Annotated in this window: 15 protein-coding genes; 11 read left to right on the top strand and 4 right to left on the bottom strand. The window is 65.3% G+C overall.

What is annotated here, in order from left to right:
* Positions 1–54: 54 nt before the first annotated feature.
* Positions 55–321 carry a DUF4229 domain-containing protein gene (locus J2X11_RS13875; protein WP_309972047.1) on the top strand — a complete coding sequence of 89 codons (267 nt, stop codon included), beginning with the start codon at positions 55–57 and terminating at the stop codon, positions 319–321.
* Positions 302–1,384 (top strand): L-cysteine desulfhydrase Cds1, encoded by a 1,083-nt coding sequence (gene cds1 / locus J2X11_RS13870; protein WP_309972044.1) that lies wholly within the window; start codon positions 302–304, stop codon positions 1,382–1,384. The genes J2X11_RS13875 and cds1 overlap by 20 nt, the downstream gene beginning before the upstream one ends.
* Here the strand turns inward: cds1 and J2X11_RS13865 are convergent.
* Complete coding sequence (locus J2X11_RS13865) at positions 1,381–2,262, bottom strand: 1,4-dihydroxy-2-naphthoate polyprenyltransferase (RefSeq protein WP_309972042.1); 882 nt, start codon at positions 2,260–2,262, stop codon at positions 1,381–1,383. The genes cds1 and J2X11_RS13865 overlap by 4 nt on opposite strands.
* Before the next feature lie 93 nt (positions 2,263–2,355).
* Here J2X11_RS13865 and J2X11_RS13860 point away from each other — a divergent pair, with 93 nt between their 5' ends.
* Complete coding sequence (locus J2X11_RS13860) at positions 2,356–2,931, top strand: hypothetical protein (protein ID WP_309972040.1); 576 nt, start codon at positions 2,356–2,358, stop codon at positions 2,929–2,931.
* A complete protein-coding gene (locus tag J2X11_RS13855) occupies positions 2,928–3,950 on the top strand; it encodes an AMP-binding protein (RefSeq protein WP_309972038.1) in 1,023 nt (340 codons plus the stop codon). Before J2X11_RS13860 ends, J2X11_RS13855 begins: the two co-directional genes overlap by 4 nt.
* On the opposite strand, the gene J2X11_RS13850 is transcribed toward J2X11_RS13855, so the two are convergent.
* Positions 3,947–5,551: a hypothetical protein gene (locus tag J2X11_RS13850; RefSeq protein WP_309972036.1), complete on the bottom strand. Its 1,605-nt coding sequence runs from the start codon at positions 5,549–5,551 to the stop codon at positions 3,947–3,949. The genes J2X11_RS13855 and J2X11_RS13850 overlap by 4 nt on opposite strands.
* Before the next feature lie 57 nt (positions 5,552–5,608).
* On the opposite strand from J2X11_RS13850, the gene J2X11_RS13845 reads away from it, so the two are divergent.
* The 4 genes from J2X11_RS13845 to J2X11_RS13830 all read left to right on the top strand — a co-directional run bounded on the left by J2X11_RS13845 (position 5,609) and on the right by J2X11_RS13830 (position 11,272).
* Positions 5,609–6,553 carry an o-succinylbenzoate synthase gene (locus J2X11_RS13845; protein ID WP_309972034.1) on the top strand — a complete coding sequence of 315 codons (945 nt, stop codon included), beginning with the start codon at positions 5,609–5,611 and terminating at the stop codon, positions 6,551–6,553.
* A complete protein-coding gene (gene menD / locus J2X11_RS13840; RefSeq protein ID WP_309972032.1) occupies positions 6,550–8,112 on the top strand; it encodes a 2-succinyl-5-enolpyruvyl-6-hydroxy-3-cyclohexene-1-carboxylic-acid synthase in 1,563 nt (520 codons plus the stop codon). The genes J2X11_RS13845 and menD overlap by 4 nt, the downstream gene beginning before the upstream one ends.
* A gap of 71 nt (positions 8,113–8,183) precedes the next feature.
* A complete protein-coding gene (locus J2X11_RS13835) occupies positions 8,184–9,767 on the top strand; it encodes a GMC family oxidoreductase (protein ID WP_309972030.1) in 1,584 nt (527 codons plus the stop codon).
* Positions 9,764–11,272: an aldehyde dehydrogenase family protein gene (locus J2X11_RS13830; RefSeq protein WP_309972028.1), complete on the top strand. Its 1,509-nt coding sequence runs from the start codon at positions 9,764–9,766 to the stop codon at positions 11,270–11,272. The genes J2X11_RS13835 and J2X11_RS13830 overlap by 4 nt, the downstream gene beginning before the upstream one ends.
* A gap of 59 nt (positions 11,273–11,331) precedes the next feature.
* On the opposite strand, the gene J2X11_RS13825 is transcribed toward J2X11_RS13830, so the two are convergent.
* On the bottom strand, positions 11,332–11,490 hold the full coding sequence (locus J2X11_RS13825) for a hypothetical protein (protein ID WP_309972026.1): 159 nt from the start codon (positions 11,488–11,490) through the stop codon (positions 11,332–11,334).
* 65 nt (positions 11,491–11,555) lie between these two features.
* Between J2X11_RS13825 and J2X11_RS13820 the strand changes: the two genes are divergently transcribed.
* From J2X11_RS13820 to J2X11_RS13810, 3 genes are read left to right on the top strand one after another with little or no spacing between them, the layout of a single operon-like run.
* Positions 11,556–14,444 carry a helix-turn-helix transcriptional regulator gene (locus J2X11_RS13820; protein WP_309972025.1) on the top strand — a complete coding sequence of 963 codons (2,889 nt, stop codon included), beginning with the start codon at positions 11,556–11,558 and terminating at the stop codon, positions 14,442–14,444.
* A gap of 41 nt (positions 14,445–14,485) precedes the next feature.
* Positions 14,486–15,268 (top strand): SGNH/GDSL hydrolase family protein, encoded by a 783-nt coding sequence (locus J2X11_RS13815; protein WP_309972023.1) that lies wholly within the window; start codon positions 14,486–14,488, stop codon positions 15,266–15,268.
* Between the two features lie 6 nt (positions 15,269–15,274).
* Positions 15,275–15,703, top strand: coding sequence for a hypothetical protein (locus J2X11_RS13810; RefSeq protein ID WP_309972021.1), 429 nt, complete (start codon positions 15,275–15,277; stop codon positions 15,701–15,703).
* Positions 15,704–15,740: 37 nt separating this feature from the next.
* On the opposite strand, the gene J2X11_RS13805 is transcribed toward J2X11_RS13810, so the two are convergent.
* A complete protein-coding gene (locus J2X11_RS13805) occupies positions 15,741–16,151 on the bottom strand; it encodes a hypothetical protein (RefSeq protein WP_309972019.1) in 411 nt (136 codons plus the stop codon).
* Positions 16,152–16,166 lie beyond the last annotated feature (15 nt).

Below are 16,166 nucleotides of genomic sequence, written 5' to 3'. Positions count from 1 at the left end.
GGGGAGGTTGCAACCGAAAGTCGGCATCGGCCCGGCAACGATTAGGCTGCGGACATGAAGGCTTTCTTGACCTACACCGCCGCGCGCATCGCCGTGTTCGCCGTGACCTTCGGCATCGTCTGGGGAATCGCGTCGATCTTCTTCGAGTCGGGCAACACCTTCAGCCTGCTCGTGCTGCTTGTTTCGCTCCTCCTGTCGTCGGTCGCCTCGATCTTCCTGTTGGCCGATCTCCGCAACAAGCTCGCCCTCAACGTCCAGCAGCGTGCCGAACGGATGACTGAACGTCTCGAGGAGTCGCGTCGTGCCGAAGACATCGACTGAGGATCGCGCCTGGATCGCCGAGGCGATTCGCCGAGTCGACGCTGACGCCAATCGCAGCGCCGACACACACCTCCATGTCCTGCCGATCCCGGTGCCGGGCATCGAGCTCTACCTCAAGGACGAGTCGGTCCACCCAACCGGCAGCCTCAAGCACCGCCTGGCTCGATCGCTGTTCCTGTACGCACTGTGCAACGGCTGGATCGGCCCCAAGAGCACCGTCATCGAGGCATCCAGCGGTTCGACGGCGGTGAGCGAGGCCTTCTTCGCCCGCCTGATCGACCTGCCATTCGTGGCTGTCATGCCGGCAACGACGAGCCCCGAGAAGATCGCGCTGATCGAGTTCTATGGCGGCCGCTGCCACCTCGTCGACGATCCGGCGATGATCTACGACGAGGCCAAGCGCCTCGAGGCCGAGTGCAACGGCCACTACATGGACCAGTTCACGTATGCCGAGCGGGCAACCGACTGGCGAGGCAACAACAACATCGCCGAGTCGATCTTCGAGCAGATGCAGGCCGAACCGCATCCATGCCCGACCTGGGTCGTCGTCGGAGCGGGTACCGGTGGCACATCAGCCACGATCGGTCGCTTCGTTCGCTATCGCCGCTTCAAGACGCGAGTGGCGGTCGCCGATCCGGAGAACTCGGCGTTCTACGGCGGCTGGGAGTCCGACAGCTCCGATGTCACGACCGACACCCCGTCTCGCATCGAAGGCATCGGTCGTATGCGGATCGAGCCGTCCTTCGTGGGCGGGGTCATCGACGACATGGTGCATGTCCCGGACGCTGCATCAATCGCCGCAATGCGATGGGTCTCCGGAATCCTCGGTCGTCCCGTGGGTGGATCGACCGGCACGAACGTCTGGGCATCGCTGCAGCTGATTGGCCAGATGCGTGAGGCCGGTGAGGAAGGCAGCGTCGTCACGCTGCTGTGCGACGGGGGAGAGCGCTACGCGCACACGTACTTCGACGAGTCCTGGCTCAAAGCCAAGGGACTCGACATCACCCCGTACGCCGACGCACTCGCCGAGTTCGAGAAGACCGGCGTCCTTCCAGCGGTCTAGGCGCCGAGCGCGAGGCCGAGCGCGAGACCGCCGGCGTACACGAGCTCGGCAAGGCCGGTGTCGCGGAGCACGGGGATGAGCGCAATGCCCTGCGCTCCCGAAGAGACCACCTGACGGGCGCGAACGGCGAGCGGTACGAACACGAGTCCGAGCAGAGCCCAGCTCGTGAACGCTGATGCCCAGACGAGGCAGCCGAGTGCGACGAGCAACAGCAGAACGAAGAAGCGGCGGGTGTTCTTGTCGCCGAGCAGAACGGCCAGGGTGCGCTTGCCCGACTCAGTGTCGGTCGGGATGTCGCGCAGGTTGTTGGCGACCAGGATGGCGCAAGCGAGCGCGCCGACACCGACGCCGACTGCGACGGAGAGCCAAGTGATGCGCTCGATCTGTACGTACGCAGTGCCGAGCACTGCGACGAGGCCGAAGAACACGAAGACGCTGACCTCGCCGAGTGCGCGATAGCCGTACGGCGAAGGTCCGCCGGTGTAGGTCCATGCCGCGAGGATCGCGGCAGCGCCGACGAGCAGCATCCACCACGAGCTGGTGGCTGCGAGGGCGAAACCAAGCGCACCGCCGAGGGCGAGGAAGGCGAGCGCGGCGACCTTGACCTGCTTGGCGGGTACGAGCCCGGAGCCCACGAGACGCAGCGGGCCGACGCGATTGTCGTCGGTGCCCTTGATGCCGTCGGAGTAGTCATTGGCGTAGTTGACGCCGATCTGCAGTGCCAGCGATACGCCGAGCGCGAGCAGCGCTTTCCACCACACGACCGAGTCGGCGAAGGCGGCAACGCCGGTACCGGCGACGACTGGAGCGATGGCGGCGGGCAGGGTGCGGGGGCGCGCGCCCGCGATCCAGAGCTGGGTGCGGGTCGGCGTGGTCACGAGCGACAAGTCTGCCACCACTCGATCGATGAACGGGTGTGAGGTTGTCAACTTTGAGTTGACGGCGTGGTGACGTCAACATAGCGTTGACATATGGCCACCTCCGCTCCAGACGGTTCAGCGCACGAGCTCGCTGACCTCCTTGCGCAGGCGATCGCCAAGATCGACCCGACGATCGCCCGTCGACTCGACACGGATCCGCAGGCCCACCTCGATCTCATCGTGTTGACCAGTCGCGCCCATGCCGAGACTCGAGCTCTCAACCTGTCGGCCGTGTCCTCCGCTCGCTCGGCGGGTTGGAGCTGGGAAGCAATCGGCACGGCACTCGGTATGAGCAAGCAGGCCGCCCAGCAGCGCTTCGGCATCAAGTCGGACGACCACGAAGACTCGCCTGAGCAGCGGCGTCTCGTCGGTCTGATTGCAGCCAACGAGATCGAGCAGCTTAACGAATGGGGTGCTCAGGGCTGGCACTCGATTGCGTACGGTCCGGGCTTCCACGACGTTGAGAAGTCGAAGACGCGCTGGGAGCATCGCCGCGCCGTCGTCGGCAGTCGTCGCGCCCGCGATCTCGACAGCAAGGGCTGGGAACGCATCGGCACGATGTGGTTCCCGTGGATCTACTTCAAGCGCCAAGTTGCTGGTCCCCTCGAGCCCCCTGAGTCGCCGTGAGTTTGCGTCCGGTTGCAGGGTCGCCGCGTGAGGTGCTGGCCCTGCTCGAACCCTGGGTTCGCGACGGCGGTGAGCCGATCGTCGTACGTACATCTGGCAGCACTGGAACCGCGAAGGATGTCGTGCTCTCGCATGCCGCTGTGATGGCGTCAGCTCACGCTGCACTCGACCGGCTCGGCGGCCCGGGGCAGTGGCTGTCGGCGATTCCGGCGACGGGAGTTGGGGGCCTGCAGGTGCTCGTCCGCTCGATCATCGCTGGTACTGATCCGGTGTTCGCCGACGAGTACGACGACATCCCATCAGCCATCGCCGGGATGAACGGAGATCGGCGCTATGCCTCGTTGGTGCCGACCCAACTGCATCGCCTCGCGGACAACCTCTCGGTGCTTTCCGGACTTGATGCCGTCGTGATCGGCGGAGCGGCGACTCCGGGATCGCTGCTTGCCCAATCGCGCGATGCTGGCGTGAACGTCGTCCGCGCCTACGGGATGAGTGAGACCTGCGGCGGCTGCGTATATGACGGTGTGCCGCTCGACGGCGTGCAGATTCGCGTCGACGACGAGCATCAGGTGCACCTTGCGGGACCCATGCTCTTCGACCGCTACGGCGATCCCGATGTGCCGACAGACGTCGTCGACGGCTGGTTTGCGACCAACGACCTCGGCGAGATCGACGACCATGGTCGACTGACGATCACCGGCCGCAGCGACGACGTGATCATCAGCGGTGGCGTCAACATCCCACTGCCTGCGGTCACTGAGGCATTGCGAGGGCACGAGGGTGTCGGCGATGCGATCGCCGTCGGCGTACCGGATGACGAGTGGGGCACCCGAGTGGTCGCCTATGTCGTACCAGCTGATGCCGTTTGCCTTGATGGTCTGCGGCTCGATGAGGTGCGCGACGCCATTGAAGCGGCAGGTCTCCCGCGTACGTGGGCCCCACGTGAGGTCGTACTTGTCGACGCTCTGCCGCTGTTGCCGGGCGGCAAGGTTGACCGCCAAGCCCTCCGGCGTCTCTAGGAGCTGTCCCGAACTCGCACCATTCCGGTCAGCGTCGGAACGTACAGCGAGCCGTCGGGCGCAAGGGTGACGGGAGCGCCGTGGTTGTTGAACATCGTCCCCGTGCCTGTACGCACCGAGAACTCCGACTTTCCGGTCGCTGCTGACATCGCCGTGACGTACCAAGCCGCGACGCCCCACCGATTCGGACGCACTGTGTAGGAGTAGACGAGTCCATTGGCCAGCGAGACCTTCGGAACCGTGCTCGGACCGATCTCATCGTTGGTCCAGGCAACCTTGCACTCGCGGCTCCCGGCGGATGGAACCGCGTCGACCCGGGCAAAGCCGCCAGGGAAGTCTCGTCCGAGTGCGGCGCTGAGCGGGTTGTCGTTGCCGTAGTTGTTCTCGACAATCACGCTCGCATCGCCCACAGCGGTCAGTGAGTTGTCTGTGGAGCTTTCCCTCTTGCCGAACACGGGCACTTCGCACACGAGTGATCCGTCCTTGGCGCGGTAGAACTGCACGTTCATCCGCGGCTCGGCGTTGTCAGTGATGGCGACCAGACCGCTGGGAAGCACGGTCGGCGTCGTGCCGCTCCCAGGGCTCAGCTGTCCGGACTTGTCGATGCCGCTGTTGCGGTAGACCGTTCGCCACAGAACCTTTGGCCGTCCGGCGTCGATGGCGAGTTTGTAGAACGCGCCGTCGGTGACGACATACAGGCCGCCCTTGTCGACGGAGATCGAGTTGGAGATGTCTTCCTTCAGATCAAGGACCGTCGGAGGGCCGCTCGTGCCTGCATGGCCGACTCGACCGTGTCGGCTCACGAACCAGGTGCCGTTGCCTTCCCAATCGGGCATGAGCGCGATGACGCAATCGTCCTTGGGAACGGCGCCAGCGAGGTCGATCGTGCGCTCGATCGTCAGCTTCGGATAGCCGCCGGCGCCTGAGGTGCTTACGACGGCGATCGTCCGGACCGTCGTACCGACGAAAGCGGTGTCCTGGTTGTCGAGGTAGAAGTACGCGCCGCCGCAGAGGTCCTCCCATGGCTTCTTGCCGGTGTTGCCGGTGCGTCCGGGTAGTCCGAGGGTGTCGACGGGATCCATCGAGTCCGGGTCGACGATGTGCATGACGGGACCGGACACGGCGCCGCAGAGCGCGATCATCCGTTCGCGTGAGTCGAAGGCGAGCGTGGCGCACTCCTTGATGCCGTACCAGGAGCTGTCGACCTCGGGATCGTTTCCGAGCGGGCCCGGTCCGGGGTAGGCATCGGAAGCCCAGCCGTCGTTGTGCATTGAGCTGGTGCCGTTGGGTGCCAAGCCGGGGTGCTGGGGGATCGCGAGATCGATCGGGTGCGGGGTGGCTGGGCTGCCGACGTATGACGGGGTCACGAGCAGACCGCCGCCCGGCGGGATTGGTAGGCGGCCGTCCGGGATGACCACAATCGCTGCGGCAGTCGATGCGATGACTCCGACGAGCACCAGCAGCTGTTTGCGGTTGGGCCTGAGTTCGTGGCGCACCCTCGGTACGAGCAGCAGCAGGATGGCGGCCAGCAAAGCCCAAGGGCCGAGAGCGAAGTACGCCGCGGCGACCCCGAGCAACAACAGGGTGCGCGTGAACCTCATGCCCCCACCGTAGGGACACGCGGGTGCACCGTGGTTCGTGCCGGTAAGTTGCCTGACGTGCAGTTCCGGACCTACTCGATCGCAATGCCGACGCCCTTTCGCGGCATCACGCGGCGCGAAGGCATGGTGGTCGAAGGTGCTGCGGGCTGGGCTGAGTTCAGCCCGTTCCTCGACTACAACCCTGTCGAGTCCGCGCCGTGGCTCGCCGCCGCAATCGACTCAGCTGAGCGGGGATGGCCGGCATCGCTGCGCGATCACGTCGCGGTGAACTGCACAGTCCCTGCCGTCGACCCAGACGAGGCCGCGCGCATCGTTCGGGCCAGCGGATGCGGCACTGCCAAGATCAAGGTCGCTGAGAAGGGGCAAACTCTCGCCGACGACATCGCCCGGATCGAGGCCGTACGAGATGCGCTCGGCCCTCGAGGAAAGGTGCGAGTTGATGCCAACGGTGGCTGGTCGGTCGACGAAGCCGTGATCGCGATCGCCGCGCTCGAAAGCAGCGCTAACGGTCTCGAGTACGTCGAGCAGCCGTGTGCCAGCGTTGAAGATCTCGCCGCCGTACGCCGCAGAGTCGACGTACTGATCGCCGCCGACGAGTCGATTCGCCGCGCCGCGGACCCGATGCGGGTCGTCGCGCTTGAGGCCGCCGACATCGCGGTCCTCAAGGTTGCGCCTCTGGGCGGCGTACACGCCTGTCTTCAGATCGCCGAGCAGATCGGTCTACCCGTCGTCGTGTCCAGCGCCGTCGAGACGTCGATTGGCTTGGCCGCGGGCCTGGCCCTCGCGGCGGCGCTTCCCGAGCTCCCGTATGCCTGTGGTCTCGCCACCACCTCGTTGCTGGATGGTGATGTCGTCGCGTCACCGCTCGTACCGGTCGATGGGTACCTTCCGGTTGGCCGCCAAGTCTTCGACGAGGTCGCATATGACACCGTTGCAGCAGATGCCGAGACTGATGCCCGTTGGCAACAGCGACTCCAAGACGTGAAGGCGGTGCTGGCATGAGTGCCACGGAGACCGCGCAGTACCTCGTTCACCAGCTCATCGCGCGTGACGTCAAAGACGCCGTCATCGCACCCGGTTCTCGATCGGGTCCGCTGGCTCTGGCTCTCCACGCCGCGGATGCCCAGGGGCTCATCCGACTGCACGTCCGGGTCGATGAGCGCGAAGCAGGATTCCTCGCCCTAGGCCTCGCGAAGTCCTCCCGTCGACCAGTCCCGGTCGTGACAACGTCTGGCACGGCCGTCGCCAACCTGCATCCGGCCATGCTGGAGGCGCTCCACGCTGGCGTTCCGGTCATCGCGGTGACAGCGGATCGGCCTGGTCGGCTCCGTGGCACGGGTGCCAATCAGACGACTGAGCAGCGCAAGATCTTCCCTGGCATCCAGTTCACCTCGGATCCGTGGGAAGCCGTGCGGTTCACCGGCCCGCGGCACCTCAACCTCGAGCTCGACGAACCGCTGATCGAGCCGGTCGCGTGGGATTTCTCCGCCCGTCGACCGACGGAGTCCTCGACCTTCACCGAACCACTGGTCCACGCAAAGCTCGAGGTTGGACCGCAGACCGTTGTGGTCGCTGGCGATGATTCTCAACAGGCGGCACGAGAGCTTGCGGAGCAGGGTGGTTGGCCGCTGTTCGCCGAACCCACTTCTGGTTCACGTACGGGCGACAACGCGCTGGCGGCTTACCGACTGGTGCTCCAGCACTCACCACTCACAGAACAGATCGAGCGGGTCATCAGCTTCGGGCACTCGACGCTGTCTCGCCCCATCACCCAGCTGCTCAGCCGCACCGACATCGAGATCGTCCACGTCGGCACACCCGGCACGTTCCCAGTGCCGGCTGGCGGGAACGTCCGCTTCGTCGACGTGGTCGAAGCCGCAGCCGATGATGATGGTTGGCTGAGCTCGTGGCTGGACGCCGACAAGGTGGCCACTGCTGCGATAGACGCTGTGCTCGACGGGGCCACGCCGTACGACGTTGCGCGCACGATCAACCACGGCGTTCCGCCTGACGGGTTGCTGTTCGTCGGATCGTCCAACCCGGTCCGCGACCTCGACCTGGTCGCCGCGTCCTACCCGGTCGGCGAGCATCGGTTGATTCTCGGCAACCGCGGCCTCGCCGGAATCGACGGCACGCTCTCGTCGGCAATTGGCGCTGCTCTCGGTCGCTCCTCGAGCCGCGCGATTGCGTATGTCGGCGACCTGACCTTCCTCCACGGCAGCAACGGGCTGCTCATGGGACCCGGAGAGCCGCGTCCTGATCTCACGATCGTGGTCGCCTCCGACGATGGCGGCAGCATCTTCTCAACGCTGGAGCAAGGCTCACCGGAGTACGCGGATTCGTTCGAGCGGGTCTATGCCACTCCGACCGGGGCGGACATCAGCGCCCTGTGCGCGGCGTACGGAGTGCCTCACCACACGGTTGGTCCCAAGGATCTGGCGGCTGCGCTAGCGGAGCAGGCGACCGGCATGCGCGTGCTCGAGGTGCCCGTCGACCGCCTCGGTCGGCAGGACCTCACGTCCGCGATCGACGCTGCCGTACGCACTTCTTTACAACCCTGACACCAGTTGTGTCATGGTCGTTCCGGCAGTAGGTTTGTGAGGCGCATCACGCGCACCCGCGAGAGGAACACATGCCTGACGAGACATTCGACTACATCGTCATCGGATCGGGGAGCGCTGGCGGAGTTGTTGCCGCGCGCCTGAGCGAAGACCCGAATGTCTCGGTCCTCCTCCTCGAAGCAGGTCCCGAGGACGACGACGACATGATCCATCTCCCGGCGGGATTCCCGGCGCTGTTCAGGACCAAGTGGGACTGGGGCTACAAGACCACACCACAGAAGCAGCTCGCCGGACGTCGCGCCGACTGGCCGCGTATGAAGGCTCTCGGCGGCTGCTCGTCGATGAACGCGATGATCTACATCCGCGGCAATCACGCCGACTACGACGAATGGCGCGATGCGTACGGCGCCACCGGCTGGGGCTTCGACGATGTCCTTCCCTACTTCAAGAAGGCCGAGGGCAATACCCGCCTCGGCGACCCGTTCCACGGAACCAAGGGCCCGCTGCATGTCGAGGACAGGCGCTACTCGCACGAGCTGAGCAATGCGTTTGTCGAGTCAGCCGTCGCGGCCGGCTTCAAGCGCAATGACGACTTCAACGGCGCCGAGCAGGAAGGTGCTGGGCTCTACCAGGTGACCTGCAAGAAGGGTCGCCGTTGGTCGGTGGCCGACGCCTACATCCACCCCAATCGCAAGCGCCCCAACTTCACGGTCCGCACCGAAGCATTCGTCACCAAGATCGAACTCGAAGGCAATCGGGCAACGGGCGTCACGTTCCGCCATCAGGGCACGACGCAGACCGCCCGTGCGAACGCTGAGATCGTCTTGTCGGCCGGCGCGGTCGCGAGCCCGCAGATGCTGATGCTCTCGGGCATCGGACCTGGCGCGCACCTTCGCGAGCACGGCATCAATGTCGTCGTCGATTCACCCGGCGTCGGCCAGAACCTCCAGGACCATCCCGTCTCGGGCGCGCTCTTCTACACGAAGGACACCAGCGACCTCGCCGAATATCTGTCGCTCGGCAACGTCCTCAAGGCGCAGAAGGCGGGCCGCGGGCCGCTCACGTCCAACGTCGGCGAAGCGGGCGGCTTCTTCAAGTCGCGTGACGACCTGGCCGTTCCGGACATGCAGTTCCATGTCGCGCCGTCCGGGTTCTACGACAACGGTCTCCACGAGCCCGTACGTCGTGGCCTCACGATTGCGTCGACGCTCGTACGGGTCGAGAGCAAGGGCTACATCAAGCTGCGCTCGGCAGACCCGACGTGGCATCCCGAGATTGAAGCCGGCTACTTCGACGATGGCGCAGATCTCGACGCCATGATCGCTGGCTATCGCACCGTCAAGGAGATTGTCAGCCAGGGACCACTCGCCAAGCTGATCGATGAGCCTTGGGTTCCCGCCTCGATGGATCCGACCACGGACGAAATCGTCGCCGCAATCGGCCAGCTGTGCCAGACGCTTTATCACCCTGTCGCCACCTGTGCGATGGGTACGATCGAGGGCAGTGTTGTCGGCCCCGATCTCAAGGTCCACGGTGTCGAAGGCCTTCGGGTCGCCGACGCTTCGGTCATGCCCCGCGTCCCGCGTGGCAACACCAACGCACCAGCCATCATGGTCGGCGAGAAGGCAGCCGACCTCATCAAGGAGTCACGATGACCGCCACACTCGACACGCCCGCCGCCACAGAGTCCAAGCCGACTTTCGAGTCGCTCAACCCCGCGAACGGTGACGTCGTAGGCGTACACCCGATCGCCAGCAAGGCCGAAGTCGACGCCGCTGTCGCTCGTGCGCATGAGGCAGCGGAGTGGTGGGGCGGACTTTCGTTTGCCGATCGCGAGGAGTACCTCCTGACGTGGCGCAGCGTCATCACCCGCCGCATCGCCCAGCTGGCGCAGCTCTCGCACCTCGAGACCGGCAAGCCCCAGGGTGACGCCCAGCTGGAGATCGTCATGGCGATTGACCACATCGCCTGGGCTGCCAAGCACGCCAAGAAGATCCTCGGTCCGCAGAAGGTGAAGTCCGGACTGCTGATGGCAAACCAGGCGTCGACCGTTGAGTACAAGTCGCTCGGCGTCGTTGGTGTGATCGGCCCGTGGAACTACCCGGTCTTCACGCCGGTCGGCTCGATTGGCTACGCACTCGCTGCGGGCAACGCCGTCGTCTTCAAGCCCAGCGAGTACACGCCGGGTGTGGGCCAGTGGCTCGCTGACACGTTCACCGAGGTCGTCGGTGGTCGTCCGGTGTTCCAGGTTGTGACCGGCCTCGGCGAGACAGGCAATGCGCTCTGTACCTCCGCGGTCAACAAGCTGGCCTTCACGGGCTCAGGTGCGACCGGCAAGAAGGTCATGGCCGCATGCGCTCAGAACCTCACCCCGGTCATCATCGAAGCCGGCGGCAAGGACTCGATGATCATCGACCAGGACGCTGACATCACGAAGGCTGCCGAGGCGGCGCTGTGGGGCGGTATGTCCAACGCGGGCCAGACCTGCATCGGCACCGAGCGCGTCTACGTCCACGAGAAGGTCTTCGACAAGTTCGTCGCCGAGATCTCTGAGCAGGCCAAGGTCCTCAAGGCTGAGCCCGGCGGACTGATCGGTCCGATCACGATGCCCTCTCAGATCGGCATCATCAAGAGCCACATTGACGACGCGATCGCCAAGGGTGCGACCGTCGTGACGGGCGGTTCCGATGCTGTCGGTGAGCGCTTCGTACAGCCGACCATCCTGACCAATGTCCCCGAGAACTCCACGGAGATCACCGAGGAGACGTTCGGCCCGACTCTGGCGATCAACCCGGTCAAGAGCATGGAGGAGGCAATTGAGCTCACCAACGCGACCAGGTACGGTCTCGCCGGTGCGGTCTTCGCCAAGAAGAACGGCGTCGACATTGCTCGTCGCGTGCGCTCGGGCATGACTTCGGTCAACTCGGTTGTCGCCTTCGCTGGCGTGCCTGCGCTGCCGTTCGGCGGCGTCGGTGACTCCGGGTTCGGTCGTATCCACGGACCCGACGGCCTGAAGGAATTCACGTACGCGAAGGCGATCACTCGGCAGCGCATGAAGCCGCTGATGATGCTGACGTCGTTCGCGCGTGACGCCAAGACCGACAAGAACGTCGCCACGATGATCACGATGATGCACGGCGGCAAGAAGACGCTCAAGTAAGCCTTCTAAGGCATCCCCTCACATCGAAATACGGATTTCGTCCGATGTGAGGGGCTACCTCAGACGACGAGGATCAAGTCATGATCCTCAATCCAGAAGCATTCGTACGAGCTGACTACCAGCGTCGGCTCGAGGTCGGGCGTCCAGTTGCGGAGTTTCCGCGGTGCGCCCACGAGCGTCGCCCGTCGCCGGTGCGCCGCCTTGTAGCTGCGGTGCATGACGGATGGCTTACCTCGCGCGCCCGGCTTACTTAGTGTCCGCCCCCGGATGCATGATGGGGTGCATGGCCGCCGACCGGAGTCCCGTGACACCGCTCGTCGGGCGGGCCGCCGAGTTGCAGCAACTGCTCGCTGCCGCTGGCATTGCCGACACCCGCAGCAGAGATGCCGTTCTTCTCGGTGGAGACGCCGGAATCGGCAAGACACGTCTGCTTCGCGAGCTCGTCGACCGAGCCGACGACGCAGGTCATCGTGTGCTCGTCGGACATTGCCTCGACCTCGGTGACAGCCACCTGCCATTCCAGCCGTTCGTCGAGGCGTTCAGCGCGCTTGATGACACCGAGCGTGATGAGCTGGCTAGCCGCTACCCGGCGCTGGCGCCACTGCTTCCGTGGAAGAGCGCTGACGAGTCAGATGAAGTCGATCGGACCGAGCTGTTCTCATCGGTCGTCGCTGGGCTCGACCACCTCGCGACCGACGTTCCGATCCTGCTCGTCGTCGAGGACGTCCACTGGGCTGACGGATCGACCCGCCATCTGATTCGTTACGTGCTTGCCCACACATTCAGTCAGTCGGTGCACGTCGTCGTCAGCTACCGCGCTGACGACCTTCACCGCCGCCACCCGTTGCGCCAGGCGGTTGCCGAGTGGGTGCGCCTGCCGGGCGTACGCCGCATCGAGCTCAGCCCGCTGCCAGATGCCGACGTACGCACTCTGATCAAGGACCGCGGGGCAGGTGACCTCGATGCCGAAGGCGTACGCGCCGTCGTACGCCGAGCTTCTGGCAATGCGTTCTACGCCGAAGAGCTTCTCGACGCCGGCCTCGCCGACATCCAGTCAGCGCTTCCTGAGACGCTCGCCGATCTCTTGCTGGTCAGGCTCGACCGGCTGGATGATGACGCCAGACTCGTCGTACGCGCCGCGTCGTGCTCAGGCGGCCGTGTCACCGATCAAGTCCTCGCTGCGGTCGTGGGTCTCCCGCCCGCTCAACTCGACGATGCGCTCCGCTCTGCAATCGACCACAAGGTGCTGTCCCAGGTGGCCGGTGACTCCTACGGGTTCAGGCACGCGCTCCTCGCCGAAGCCGTTCACGACGATCTGCTCCCGAGCGAGCGCCGACGCATCAACTTCGCCTACATCGCTGCGCTCACGGCCGACGGAGCCCACGGGCCCGCCGCCGAGATCGCCATGCATGCAGCGGCCGCTGGTGACCTGACCCGCGCCTTCACAGCCAATGTCGAAGCAGCCGAGGACGCCGTACGCGTTGCCGGCTATGACGAGAGCGCCCACCACTACGAGAACGCCCTCGAGATCGTCGACGCAGCGCCCGAAGGCACCGACCTCGTTGGGCTTGCCGTTGCGGCCGCTGATGCCGTCCTCACGGCTGGTCACCTCTATCGCTCGCTCGCACTGCTGCGCGATCACCTCGGCCAACTTCGTTCCGACGCACCCACAGAGGACCGCGTGCGACTTCTCCTGGCAATCGGCAACACCGCGTTCTACGCCGGTCTCGATCCTGAGGCGCAGGCCGTCAGTGCCGAAGCTCTCGAACTCGTCGGCGGCGAACGTACGGTGCTGCGCGCGGAGGCGGAGGCGCTCGGTGCGCGGATAGCCTCCGACCTGCGCAATGACGACGAAGCGATGGAGCGAGGCGAGTTTGCCGCGGCACTGGGCGAGGAGCTCGGAGCTGCACACGTCATTGCTGATGTCACGGCCACGCTGGCGCGACTACTGGCGCGTACAGGAGGAGCAAACCTGGACAAGTCGCGGCAGCGCTACAACGATCTGGTCGCTACCTCTCGTACGGACGGCAATATCGTCGGCGAACTGCGCGGCCTCCACAATCTCGCGTTCGTGCTCTACAACGCCGGAGAGCTCGACGACGCCGAGCAGGCATTTCGCTCCGCGATGATGCGCGCCGAAAAGACGGGCCGCGCCTGGGCCCCTTACGGATTCGACGGCCGCGCATTCGCTGCGATCATCTGTTATGTCCGAGGTCGTTGGGACGACGCCATCGAGCTGTGGAACGTCGGCCCGGACGCGCCGCCCCTGGCGGCAGCGATCCTCAGCGGGGGCGCGCTCCAGGTGGCAGCTGGGCGGGGGGAGATCGTTGGACTCGCGAAGGAAGAGAGTCTGCGGTCAGCGTGGGAGAAGGACATCGCGATGACGGTGCACAGTGCAGCTGCCCTCATCGACCTGCACGGCGATTCGGGTGATCTCACCTCCGCTCTCAAGGTTCACGACGATGCCGTCGACACCCTCGACCGGGTCTGGGACGGGCGGCTGTTCCTCTCACGCCTGCGGTTCACGGGACTGATCGTCGGCCAGTTCGCCTCTGCGGTGCCACGTCTCGCCAAGTCCGAGCATGCGGCGCTCGTACGACGCGCTGCGGAGCTCGAGAAGGACGTCGCCGACACGGTCGGCGCATATCCGACGTTTGGCCCCGAAGGCCTCGCCTGGCAAGCCCGTGTCGCCGCCGAGGGTGCACGACTCCGTTGGCTCACCGGCATCGACGCCCCACTCGAAGCTGACCTGCTCAAGTTGTGGCGCGAGGCCGTCGAAGGGTTTGTCGCCGTCGGTCAGCCCTTCGAGCAGGCGAGATCGGCCGTGCGCTTGGCTGCTGTCCTGCGGGCCTGCGGTCAGGACGAAGAAGCCCGCGCCGTACGCGCAACGGCTCGCGAGATCGCGACCCGGCTGGGCGCCAAGCCGCTCCTGACCGAGATCGATGAGTCTGGCGGGCGTGCATCGCGGTCTGACGATGAGCTGACCCCGCGCGAGCGTGAGGTGCTGGTCCACGTCAGTGCTGGCCGCAGCAACGGTGAGATCGCGGCACTGCTGTTCATCAGCACCAAGACCGTTTCGGTGCACGTCTCCAACATCCTTGCCAAGCTCAATGCCAGCGGCCGTACGGAAGCGGCGGCAATCGCCCGTCGTCGCGGTCTGCTCGACAGTTAGCGAAATCGTCGCTTGCACACTGGCTCGGTAGAATGAATCTCGTGCAATTCCATCGCTATGTCGCCCTGGGGGACTCCTTCACCGAAGGTGTTGGCGACCACGACGAGACGCTGCCCAACGGCGTCCGTGGCTGGGCCGATCGCATGGCCGAGGTACTCGCCGAACGCGACAAGGACTTCACGTACGGCAACCTCGCAATTCGCGGCCGCAAGCTGCTGCCGATCCTCGACGAGCAGATCGAGCCCGCGCTGGCGCTGAATCCCGACCTCATCAGCATCTACGCCGGCGCCAACGACGTGCTGCGGCCTCGCATCGACCTCGACATGTTGGTCGACGAGTACGACAAGGCGCTCGGTCGTCTCGCTGAAGCGGGCGCTCACCTCGTGGTGTTCACGGCGTACGACCCGGGCCGCGTTCCCGTGTTCGCGGCATTGCGCGGTCGATTCGCGATCTACAACGAGCTGGTGCGCCATGTTGCTGACAAGCACGGCGCAACCCTGGTCGACTTCTGGCGGATGCGCGCCTACCGCGATTCACGCCTGTGGGACACCGATCGAATGCACATGTCGAGCGCAGGCCACCAGGTCATGGCGATCGAGGTGCTCAACGCCCTCGGCATTGAGCACGATCTCGTTCCGCTCGAGTTGGGGGAGCGGGAGAAGCTCTCGCTCGTGCAACAGAGCACCGGCCACGCACACTGGCTTCGCGCCAGCGCCGGTCCGTGGGTGAAGCGCCGTCTCACCGGCCAGTCCTCCGGCGACAATCTTGAACCCCGTTGGCCCGAGCTCGTCCGCCTCGACGCGTCACCGATCCTGGGCAGCTAGAACGTCATGGTCCGTCTGCCCAAGGTCGGGCCCAAGCTCGCACCGGCACCAACCGACCTCGATGACGACGCGATGGAGCGGTTGAACGAGTTCATCCGGATGACCGGTGGCGAAAAAGTCGTCAACACCCGGCGTCTGCTGTGGCTGGCAGTCATCTACTCCGGCAACCTGCAGCTCAAGGACGATCACAATCCGAAGGCGACCGGAGAGACAATCCTCCTCACGCCTCACACGGTCGTGATGACGCCACAGCAGTTCGTGGGCGTGGCCAAGGTCAACTACTACCTGACCGAGCTCAGTGCCGGGAAGCCGATCAAGCCTGCTCGGGTCGCCGAGGTGGGTGAAGGTGACGGCTGGTGGCATCTCGACGGCTTGCACCGGCTGCTTGCAGCGCGCATTGTCGGCCAGCCGCTCGAGGCGAAGGTCTGGCGCTGAACGAGCTCGGACCGATGTAGGCCCGAGCTCGTCGACCTCAGCGACGTCGTACGGCGCTGAGCTGCATCGCTGCGAAGGCGCCGACGATTCCGGCCTGCAGGATGGTCCAGATGTTGCCCGTCGTGGTCAGGTCCAGCCAGCCGAAGGCAACCGTTGCGAGTGATCCGATCATCCATGCGACGTTGACCTCGATCGCAAACGTCGCCCATCCGCGAGGGATTGGTCGACGGGTGGCGATCGTCGCGAGGATCGCGGAGCACCCCACGAGAAATGCGCCGATGAGAAGAAGGTGGGTCGACGAAAGGCCGAGCCACGAGTCGAGGAACCCGAAGCCAGCGACGTACGCCAGTCCGTTGGTGCCAGTGACAGCGGCATCGAGCAGGAGCACAGACTTCAGCGAGAGCCGGCTCGTGGTGGCAGTGGTGTTGGGGGCGGTTGTCGTATTCATGGTGTGGAGTCTCCG

The sequence above is a fragment of the Aeromicrobium panaciterrae genome (assembly GCF_031457275.1).
Lineage (GTDB): Bacteria > Actinomycetota > Actinomycetes > Propionibacteriales > Nocardioidaceae > Aeromicrobium > Aeromicrobium panaciterrae_A.
The sequence above is the reverse complement of the archived record's forward strand: the minus strand, read 5'-3'. Positions and strand labels throughout refer to the sequence as shown.